The sequence below is a fragment of the Candidatus Protofrankia californiensis genome (assembly GCF_900634765.1).
Lineage (GTDB): Bacteria > Actinomycetota > Actinomycetes > Frankiales > Frankiaceae > Protofrankia > Protofrankia californiensis.
In genome coordinates, this window is sequence record NZ_CAAAFT010000064.1 from 30,289 (window position 1) to 39,331 (window position 9,043).

General features: G+C 70.8%; 7 protein-coding genes. All 7 read right to left on the reverse strand.

Going from position 1 to position 9,043, the window contains the following annotated elements; all coding sequences use genetic code 11:
• On the reverse strand, positions 1-1,254 hold a 1,254-nt coding region (locus tag DD1DGNOD_RS28750), incomplete at its 3' end, for an IucA/IucC family protein (protein WP_283234655.1).
• Positions 1,251-2,684 (reverse strand): diaminobutyrate--2-oxoglutarate transaminase family protein, encoded by a 1,434-nt coding sequence (locus DD1DGNOD_RS03830; protein ID WP_131765265.1) that lies wholly within the window; start codon positions 2,682-2,684, stop codon positions 1,251-1,253. The genes DD1DGNOD_RS28750 and DD1DGNOD_RS03830, both read right to left, overlap by 4 nt.
• Before the next feature lie 431 nt (positions 2,685-3,115).
• Positions 3,116-4,321 (reverse strand): cystathionine gamma-synthase, encoded by a 1,206-nt coding sequence (locus DD1DGNOD_RS03835; RefSeq protein ID WP_241255446.1) that lies wholly within the window; start codon positions 4,319-4,321, stop codon positions 3,116-3,118.
• 59 nt (positions 4,322-4,380) lie between these two features.
• Positions 4,381-5,760, reverse strand: coding sequence for a cystathionine beta-synthase (locus DD1DGNOD_RS03840; RefSeq protein WP_131765266.1), 1,380 nt, complete (start codon positions 5,758-5,760; stop codon positions 4,381-4,383).
• Positions 5,761-6,016: 256 nt separating this feature from the next.
• A complete protein-coding gene (locus DD1DGNOD_RS03845) occupies positions 6,017-7,558 on the reverse strand; it encodes an alanine racemase (RefSeq protein WP_131765267.1) in 1,542 nt (513 codons plus the stop codon).
• An 11-nt stretch (positions 7,559-7,569) separates the two neighbouring features.
• The gene (locus DD1DGNOD_RS03850) at positions 7,570-7,980 is read right to left on the reverse strand and encodes an ATP-binding protein (protein ID WP_131765268.1); all 411 of its coding nucleotides are present in this window, start codon (positions 7,978-7,980) and stop codon (positions 7,570-7,572) included.
• Positions 7,981-8,190: 210 nt separating this feature from the next.
• Positions 8,191-9,043 (reverse strand): PP2C family protein-serine/threonine phosphatase (locus DD1DGNOD_RS03855; protein WP_131769455.1); only part of this gene is annotated, 853 nt, incomplete at its 5' end.

Below are 9,043 nucleotides of genomic sequence, written 5' to 3' on the forward strand. Positions count from 1 at the left end.
CCTCTCCAGGCCTGGACCGGCTGCGCCTGGACCCGCCGTGCCTGGGCCGGCTGTGCCTGCCCAGCCTTCGGGGATGCTCCCACGGGCGGATCCGGCGGTGTCCGGTGCGTCGAGGCCGACCCACGCCGGATCCTCGAGCAGGTGGAAGCCAGGATGGGTGGCTACCAGCCAGTCCCGCAGGCCCGCGTCGAGCAGCACGCTGATCTGGGTGCCCAGTTCCAGCTCGCCGCGCAGGTTGACCCGGCGGGAGTTGGTGATCCGCATACCCAGGGAGAGCTTGAGCATGACCGGCGCGTCCGGCCGCCACACGGTGCGCAGCGACGCCGTCGGATACCAGGGTGGCCCGACCGGGCCGAGATCCACGAGCAGGCCGTCGGCGATCATGGCGGTGACGTCTGCCCGGGCACGCAGGTCGTGGGCCTGCCAGGGGTGCGCCGGCAGGGGCAGGTAGGAGGCGTAAGCCGCGGTCAGGTCACGACTGGGCAGCAGGGAGCGCAGGAGCTCCGCCGGGCTGTGCCCACCGATCGTTCCGCCCGAGGCTGCCACCGACGGGTGGGCGGCAAACCAGTGCAGCGGAAAGGAACCACGTAGTTCCGGAGAGTACGTGGCCAGTTCTGCTGCCGAGGCGTCCTCGCGGCTCTTCGCCGCCGGATGGAACGGATGCCCGGTTATCAGCGCCTGTTCGGCTGCGAGGAACGGCGGTAGGCACGCGGCATCGTCCGGTCCGACCGGTGTGGCTGCTTCGGACGGCGTTGCCGGTGCGGCTGGTCCGGACGGCGTTGTCGGCGCGGCTGGTCCGGATGGAGTGGCCGGCGTCCGGGGGGTGGCGGCGCGGGTTTCGACGTACACGGCGGTGTGCCGCAGCGAGTTGATGATGCGGCCGAGGCAGTCCGTGCCCGCCGACGGCGGCAGCCCCCGCTGGTTGGTGACTTCACGGACGAGCAGGGCTGCCAGCAGCCCGGCGTCCACGGTCAGACCTCCCGTTGTCAGAGGTCCGAAGCGGTGCCAGCCACAGGCCGAGCGGTAGCGGACGGGCGTGTCCAGGACCAGGCCGGACGCGGGCAGGTCGATCCGCAGCAAGCTGCCGCGGTGGCCCACGGTGATCCCGTTCTCCCGGACCCAGCAGCGCAGCAGCGTTTCGGTGACCCGCGTGTCCGCGGCCGTTGCCGCGGCTGAACCCGCCGGGCCCGCCGCTTGCCCGCCCGGTGTCCATGGGGGCGTGCCGCCCGGTGACGATGCGGGGATGGGCTTCACCGGGACGGGGAGACCGCTGCCTCGAAGGCATCGGCGAGGATGGCCAGTACCCGATCGGCCTCGGCGTCGGTGATGGTCAGCGGCGGGAGCAGCCGCACCACCGAGTCGTGGCGCCCGCCCAGTTCGACGATCAGGCCCCGGCCCAGGCACTCGGTCCGGACGAGGGCGGCCAGGTGGGGGTTTGCCGGTCGGGCGCCGACGACGTCCGGGTCGGCGTCGGGATCGACCAGTTCCAGGCCGAGCATGAGCCCGCGCCCACGGACGTCACCTACGCAGGGATGGCTCGCGGCGATCGTCCGCAGACCGGCCAGCATCCGGGCGCCGACCTCGGCGGCGCGCAACTCCAGGGCCTCGGAGCGGACGAAACGCAACGTGGCGGTGCCGGCGACCATCGCGAGCTGGTTGCCGCGGAACGTGCCGGTGTGTGCACCGGGGGCCCAGCCGTCCAGATCCTCCCGGTAGGCGATGACGGCCAGTGGCAGGCCGCCGCCGATCGCCTTCGACATGACCATGACGTCCGGTGTGATGCCGCTGTGCTCGCCGGCCCAGAACGTGCCCGTACGTCCCACGCCGGTCTGGACCTCGTCGAGGATCAAGGGGATGCCCCGTTCGACGGTGATCCGGCGTATGGCCCGCAGCCAGTCGTCCGGCGCGGGTACCACCCCACCCTCTCCCTGCACGGCTTCGACGATCATTGCGGCGGGCCGCACCACACCGCCGCACGGGTCGTCCAGGAGCCGTTCGATGTACCGGACGGACAGCTGCGCGCCGTCCGGACGGTCCCCGCCGGTGGCGCCGACGCCGAACGGGCAGCGGTAGGGGTACGGGTAGGGCAGCCGGACGACGGCGCCCGCCGACCGGAGGCGCTCCTTGACCGTGACGTTCCCGGTGACGGCGAGTGCTCCGGCTGTCATGCCGTGGTAGCCGCCGGTGAACGCCAGCAGCGTCTCGTGCCCGGTGACGGTCTGGGTCAGCTTAAGTGCGGCCTCGACCGCGTCCGCGCCGGTGGGGCCGCAGAAGTGCAGCTTCACCGAAGCCGCGAAGCCGTCCGGAAGGCAGGAGAGCAGTTCGGCGGTGAACGCGTCCTTCTCGGGGGTGGCCAGGTCGAGCACGTGCAGCGGAGCGCCGGAGCGGAGCAGTCCGGAGAGCGCCTCGTGGACGACGGGATGGTTGTGGCCGAGCGCGAGGGTGCCGGCGCCGGACAGGCAGTCCAGGTAGCGGCGGCCGTCCGCGCCGACGACCGTCATGCCCTCGGCATGGACGGGGACGATTGGCAGATTCCGTGCGTATGTTCGCGCGGACGATTCCCGCCGGCGTTGCCGGGCGAGGATCCCGTCGGCGCGTACCCGGCCGTCGGCGTCGTGTGCGCTCTGCCCGGCCGCGGGGCCGGGGGTGACGGTGGATCCGGGGGTGACGGCGGATATCGTCAAGAAAGCGACTCCCGTCCGGTGGCCTGGGCTCCTTGAGCGACCCGGGGACTTGGGTGCGTGACCCGGTGGCCCAGGGACTCGGGCGTCCCGGACTTCTCCGGTTGGCGAAGCCGATCCGGCGAGGAAGCCCGGGCGGGGGTAGAAGGTGTACCCGCCCGATCATGCCACCTTTGACCTTTTATTGGGTTCAGGGCAGCCTAACCTAAGCTGCTACCGGCAGGGAGAGCCCGAACCGCGAGTGTAATCATCCTCTCGGTGGGTACGGACCGATGGCGAACCGTCAACCCCGCATCCACCCGGACAAAGCTCTCACTCGCCAGCCGCAGCTGGCTACCCGCAGCCGTAGGTGAAAACCGCCATCCACCCGGCGGAAACGACCTACAGCGGAAGGAGACGTAGGTGGAAAGAGCTGTCAGGATGACTGAAGCTACCTACGGATCCTGGTGGTCGTCGAGGGCTTTGGTGAGATCGTCGACCAGGTCGTCGATCGATTCGATGCCGACCGACAGCCGGACGAGGTCCGCGGGCACTTCCAGCGGTGAACCGGCGACCGAGGCGTGCGTCATCCGCCCCGGGTGCTCGATCAGCGACTCGACCCCGCCCAGGGACTCGGCGAGGGTGAACACCCGGGTCCGCCGGCACACCTCGACCGCCGCGTCCTGGCCCCCACGCAGGGTGAACGACACCATCCCACCGAAGTCACGCATCTGCTTCGCCGCCACCGGGTGGCCCGGGTTGCCCGGCAGGCCCGGGTAGTGCACGACTGCCACCGCGGGATGCCTCACCAGCAGATCCGCGATGTGGCGGGCGTTCGCGCAGTGCCGGTCCATCCGGACCGCCAGGGTCTTCGCCCCCCGCAGCACCAGCCAGGCGTCGAACGGGCCGGGAACCGCTCCGGTGGCGTTCTGGATGAACCGCAGCCGTTCCCCCAGCCCCGGATCGGACACGACCACGGCACCGCCGATGACGTCGCTGTGTCCGCCGAGGTACTTCGTGGTCGAGTGGACCGACACGTCGGCGCCGAGCGTCAGTGGCTGCTGCAGGTATGGGGTGGCAAAGGTGTTGTCGACGGCGAGCAGCCCGCCGACGGAGTGGACGAGATCGGCGAGTGCGGCGATGTCGGAGATGCTCAGCAGTGGGTTCGTCGGCGTCTCGCACCACAGCAGCCGGGTATGCCCCGGGCGTATCGCCGCCCGCACCGCCTCGAGATCGTCCAGGGGCACCGGGGTGTACTCCACGCCCCACTCGGCGAACACCCGCGCGAACAGCCGGTAGGTGCCGCCGTAGGCGTCCGACGGGATCACTGCGTGATCACCCGGCCGGCACACCGTGCGCAGCACCGCGTCCACGGCGGCAAGGCCGGAGGCGAACGCGAGTCCCACGGTGCCCGCTTCCAGCGCGGCCAGACAGGTCTCCAGCGCGGTGCGGGTCGGGTTGGCCGACCGGGCGTACTCGTACGCCCCGCGCGGAACCCCGACGGCGTCCTGCACGAACGTCGACGACGGGTGGATGGGGACGACCACCGCACCGGTGACGGCGTCGGGCTCCTGCCCAGCGTGGATCGCCAGCGTCTCGAACCCGTTGCCGGCCCACGTATCGGAGGCCGCTGGGTGCTGCGGGTCGTCGGCGCGGGCCACGGAGTTGTCCAGGCTGGTCACGGGGTCGTCGGCGCTGGTCACGGGGTCCTCGGCGCGGGTCACGGGGTGGCCAGGAAGCTGAGCAGATCGGACCGCGTGAGGATGCCGACGGGGTTGCCGTCCTCCAGCACGAGCACGGCCGGTGCGGCGCCGAGGGCGCCGACCAGCACCGACAGCGGCTCGCCGGCGCCGACCGTGGACAGTGGGGGTGACATGTGCGCGGCTACCGGGGCGTCGACGGCGGTCCGGTCGGCGAACACGGCTGCGAGCAGTTCCAGCTCGATGACGGCGCCAGCCACCTCGGCCGAACGCAGCGGTGGTTCCTGTCTGACCACCGGCATCTGGGACACGTTGTACTCGCGCAGATAGGAGATGGCCGCGCCGACGGTTTCGTCGGGATGCACGTGTACCAGGTCGGGCGGGCTGGTCGCGTCGGAGGCCTTGCGGGCCAGCACTTCGGCGACCGTCGGCTCGTCCGACGGACGGTCGAGAAAACCGTAGTCGTACATCCACTCGTCGTTGAAGATCTTTGACAGGTAGCCGCGGCCGGAGTCCGGGAGCAGCACCACGACGCAGCCGTCGGCGTCCAGCTCCCGGGCGACCCGCAGCGCCGCGACCACCGCGAGCCCGCAGGAGCCGCCGACCAGCATGCCCTCGCGGCGGGCCAGCTCCCGGGTCATCAGGAACGAGTCACGGTCGCTGACCGCCTCCACCCGATCGACCACCGTCTTGTCGTAGGTCGTCGGCCAGATGTCCTCGCCGACTCCCTCCACGAGGTAGGGCCGCCCGCTGCCGCCGGAGTACACCGACCCCTCCGGGTCCGCACCCACGACCTGTACCCGGCTGTCGCTGACTTCCTTGAGGTAGCGGCCGGTGCCGCTGATCGTCCCACCGGTGCCGATACCGGCGACGAAGTGGGTGATGCGCCCGTCGGTGTCCGCCCAGATCTCCGGGCCGGTGGTGGCGTGGTGCGCGGCGGGGTTGTGCGGGTTGGAGTACTGGTCCGGGCTCCACGCATTGGGCGTCTCGGCGACGACACGGCGGGCGACCGAATAGTAGGAGCGGGGGTCGTCCGGGGCGACCGCGGTCGGGCAGACCAGTACTTCGGCGCCGTAGGCCCGTAGCACCGCCTGTTTCTCTTCGCTGATCTTGTCGGGCATGGTGAACACGCAGCGGTAGCCGCGGGTCGCGGCCACGATCGCAAGCCCCACCCCGGTGTTGCCGCTGGTCGGTTCGACGATCGTCCCGCCCGGCCGCAGCTGCCCGGATTCCTCCGCGGCGCTCACCATCGCCAGGGCGATCCGGTCCTTCACCGACCCGCCCGGATTGAGGTACTCCAGCTTGGCGAACACCGGCGCGGTGATGCCCGCGGTGACCGTGTTCAGCCTGACCAGCGGGGTGCCGCCGACCACCGCGGCCAGGTTCTCGTAGACACGCATGCGCCGCCCTCACCTTCGCCGCCGAGGTCACAGCCTACGCAGGCAAAGCGCCTGCCGCAGGCCAAGCCGCGCACCGTGTCGCGGAGATCGCACAGGTCGCGGAGATCGCAGGGGTCGTGATCGACGTCGGGACGCTGTCGCGCGTGCCGGCTGTCATGCGCGCATGGGCTGCCACGCGCGGACTGCCGCGCCCGGTCCGGACGTATCCGAACCGGAAGCTGCGGGGCGCCACACACACGGACTGCCGGCGCGTCTGTCACTGCGTCGAGCGGGTCGAGGTGGTGTGGGAGCTCCCGGTGTGTGTCGAGCTCGTGTATGTCGAGCCGGTGCGCGTCGAACTCGTGTGCGTCGAACTGGTGTGGACGTGGGTGAACCCGCCGCCGGGGCCCTGCGATATCGCGACCCTTGCCGGCGGTGGATGTCCCAGGAACCCCTGCATGGCGAACTCGTATCCGTAGGCGCCGGCCATCGGGAAGACCACCACGTCGCCCGCGCGTACCGCGTCCACGGTGATGTCACGGGCGAGGGTGTCCTCGGGCGTGCACAGTTCGCCGACCACGGTCACCGGCCGTCCGACGACACCGGGACGCGGAAAGTCGTACGGCCAGGCGTCCACCCCGACGATCCCGAAGTTGTGCACGATCTCCCAGGACGTCGGCAGCTGGAAGTGGTGGATGCCGCCCCGCAGCACCACGAAGTCGGTGCCGTGGGAGTGTTTGACGTCGGTGACCTCGGCCGCGTACGCGCCGCAGTCGGCGACCAGCCAGCGTCCCGGTTCGAACAGCACCCGCACCCCGGCCGGGACCGGTGTCGCCCGCAGCCCGGCGGCGAAGGCGTCCAGGTCGAAGGGACGTTCGCCGCGCCGGTCCGGCTCGAACGCCACCCCCAGCCCACCGCCGACGTTGACGATCCGCAGGTCGACGCCGTGCATGGCGGCCGTGGAGACCGAGTACCCCAGACACCAGCGCACGTAGTCCAGGTGCGCGGTGGTGTCGAGGTTCCCGGACACGGCATGGACGTGGAAGCCGACCACGTCGACCCAGGGCAGCGACCGCGCGATGTCCAGGACGTCGGGGACGTCCGCCTCGGGTATCCCGAAGGCGCTGGCCACCCCACCCATGCGCACCGAGCCGGCGAGTGCCACCCGGGACGGGTTGACCCGTAGGGTGACCGGGATCCGGCGTCCCGCCCGGCCCGCCACATGGTTCAGACGTCGCAGCTCGCCGGGGCTTTCGACGTTGACGGTCACCTCGGTGCCGGCAGTCCCGGCGGTCCCGGCGGTCTCGACGAGCGCCGCCAGCACCGGGGTCGACTTCCCCGGGCCGGAGGCGACGATGCGGGCACGCCGCCCTGCACGCCGGGCGGTGTCCAGGGCGAGCGTGATCTCGTGGACGGAGGCGACCTCGAAACCGTCCACCCCCTGGCCGGCGGCGAGGGGGTGACCAGCCCCGACGGCGTGACCAGCGCCGAGGGTGTGGCCGGCTGCCAGGGCGTCCAGGACCGGAGGGTAGCCGTTTGCTTTCACCGCGTAGAACACCGCGGCCCACGACGGTAACGCGGCCTTCAGGCGGGCGGCGTTACCGGCCGCGACGTCAAGGTCATAGACGTACGCGCTGACCGGATCGGAGCGCACCGCGGAGGCAGACCGCACCGCGGAGGCAGACGCCGGGGGGAACGCGGACCGGCTGTGGGCGTCGCCGCGTGTCCCGAGCGTGTCGTGAAGCCACCGCAGCGTTGCCGTAGGTAAACGGTCGGTGGACAGGGCGTGCAGCGGGTCGGCGGACGGTGGCAGCTGCATGCGCGTTCAGTTCACGGCTGGACGGGTAGATCGAACCAGAGGTACTTGCCCGAATCCACCGCCACCGCGCCCCAGCTGCCGGCGAGAGCGTCCAGGACGAGCAGCCCGCGACCGCCCTCACTGCCGAGATCCACCTGTTGTCTGTGCGGTAGCACGACCGAAGTGTCCGAGACGGAGGCGTGTACGAGCCCGGGCCGTAGTTCAAGCAGCAGCCACACGGGTGGCTTGCCGTACTTGACCGCATTCGTGACCAACTCACTGACCAGGAGCTCCGCCGTCCCGACGGCTTCCTCGGACAGGTTCGTGGCGGCGAGTTGCTCCCTGAGTGCGCGGCGTGCCTGCGGAACGGCGCTGGGCACGTAGGGCAGCTCGACCAGCAGGTGCGTGGCCGAGGGGCGCAACGACGACGCGTGGGTCATCATGTCCGTTTCCACCCCGTTTGTGTGTTCATTGATCACCGAGTCTCAGTGATGACATCCCTGTACGTCTACCCACAGGCCGGCTATTCGAAGCGCTTCCGGTCTTTCACGGTCAACGGGTGGATGCCGGGTAGTTCTTTATGACGTACGGTAACGGTATCGCTTGCATCAGTCACGATCATCGGCTGAAAGTTTCCGATGGATCGCGGAGTGTCATGTCGGTATGCGGGCCGCGAGTACGGCGACATCGTCGCGCAGCCGGCCGCCGGCAAACCGTTCGGCAGCCGCCCGCAGCCGTTCCGCGATTCCCTGGGCGGACATTCCGGCGCAGCCGCGCAAGGTCTCCAGCAGCCGTTCCTCGCCGAACAGCTCCCTGCCGTGGCGCGCCTCGACCACTCCGTCGGTGTACAGGATGAGCGCATCCCCGGCCCCGAGCGACACCCGCACCTCGGGAAAGGTCGCGTCCTCGTCGTCGAGGACCCCCAGCAGCGTTCCCGGCTGCGCGACGAACACGGCCGTCCCGTCCGCCCGCACGAGGACCGGCAGCGGATGCCCGGCCATGCAGATCGAGACCATCCGTTCGGTCGGCTGCCGTCCGGACGGGGTGGCCGCTCCCCCCGGGCCGGCGGGTCCGCGCTCCTGCGATGGATCCGACCTGCCCGGTGGATCCGACCTGCCCGGTGGCCCCGGCCTGCTCCGTGGGCCCAGTTCGTCCGGTGGACGCAGCTGGGCCGCCGCGAGCGTGCAGAAACGCCCCTGACCCGTCGGGTTCGGGTAGTTGGTGTCCCGCAACGCACGGTTGAGATCCATCATGATGTCGGGCAGATTGTGGCGCTGGCCCGCCAGCAGCCGCAGGACGGCCCGCGCGACCCCGGTGACGTTGGCGGCTTCCGCACCCTTGCCGCAGACGTCCCCGATAAGGATCGTCCAGCCGCCGTCCGGGTTCGGGACGAGGTCGAAGAAGTCACCGCCGACTTCCAGACCGGCTCGCGCCGCGCGGTAGGACGAGCCGAGCTCGATCCCGTCGATGCGTGGCAGTTCGGGTGGCAGCAGCCCAGCCTGCAAC

Bases quoted from the DNA above. Each gene is read 5' to 3' on its own strand.
- DD1DGNOD_RS03840 (WP_131765266.1), bottom strand. From the start codon at position 5,760: ATGCGTGTCTACGAGAACCTGGCCGCGGTGGTCGGCGGCACCCCGCTG.
- DD1DGNOD_RS03845 (WP_131765267.1), bottom strand. From the start codon at position 7,558: ATGCAGCTGCCACCGTCCGCCGACCCGCTGCACGCCCTGTCCACCGAC.
- DD1DGNOD_RS03850 (WP_131765268.1), bottom strand. From the start codon at position 7,980: ATGATGACCCACGCGTCGTCGTTGCGCCCCTCGGCCACGCACCTGCTG.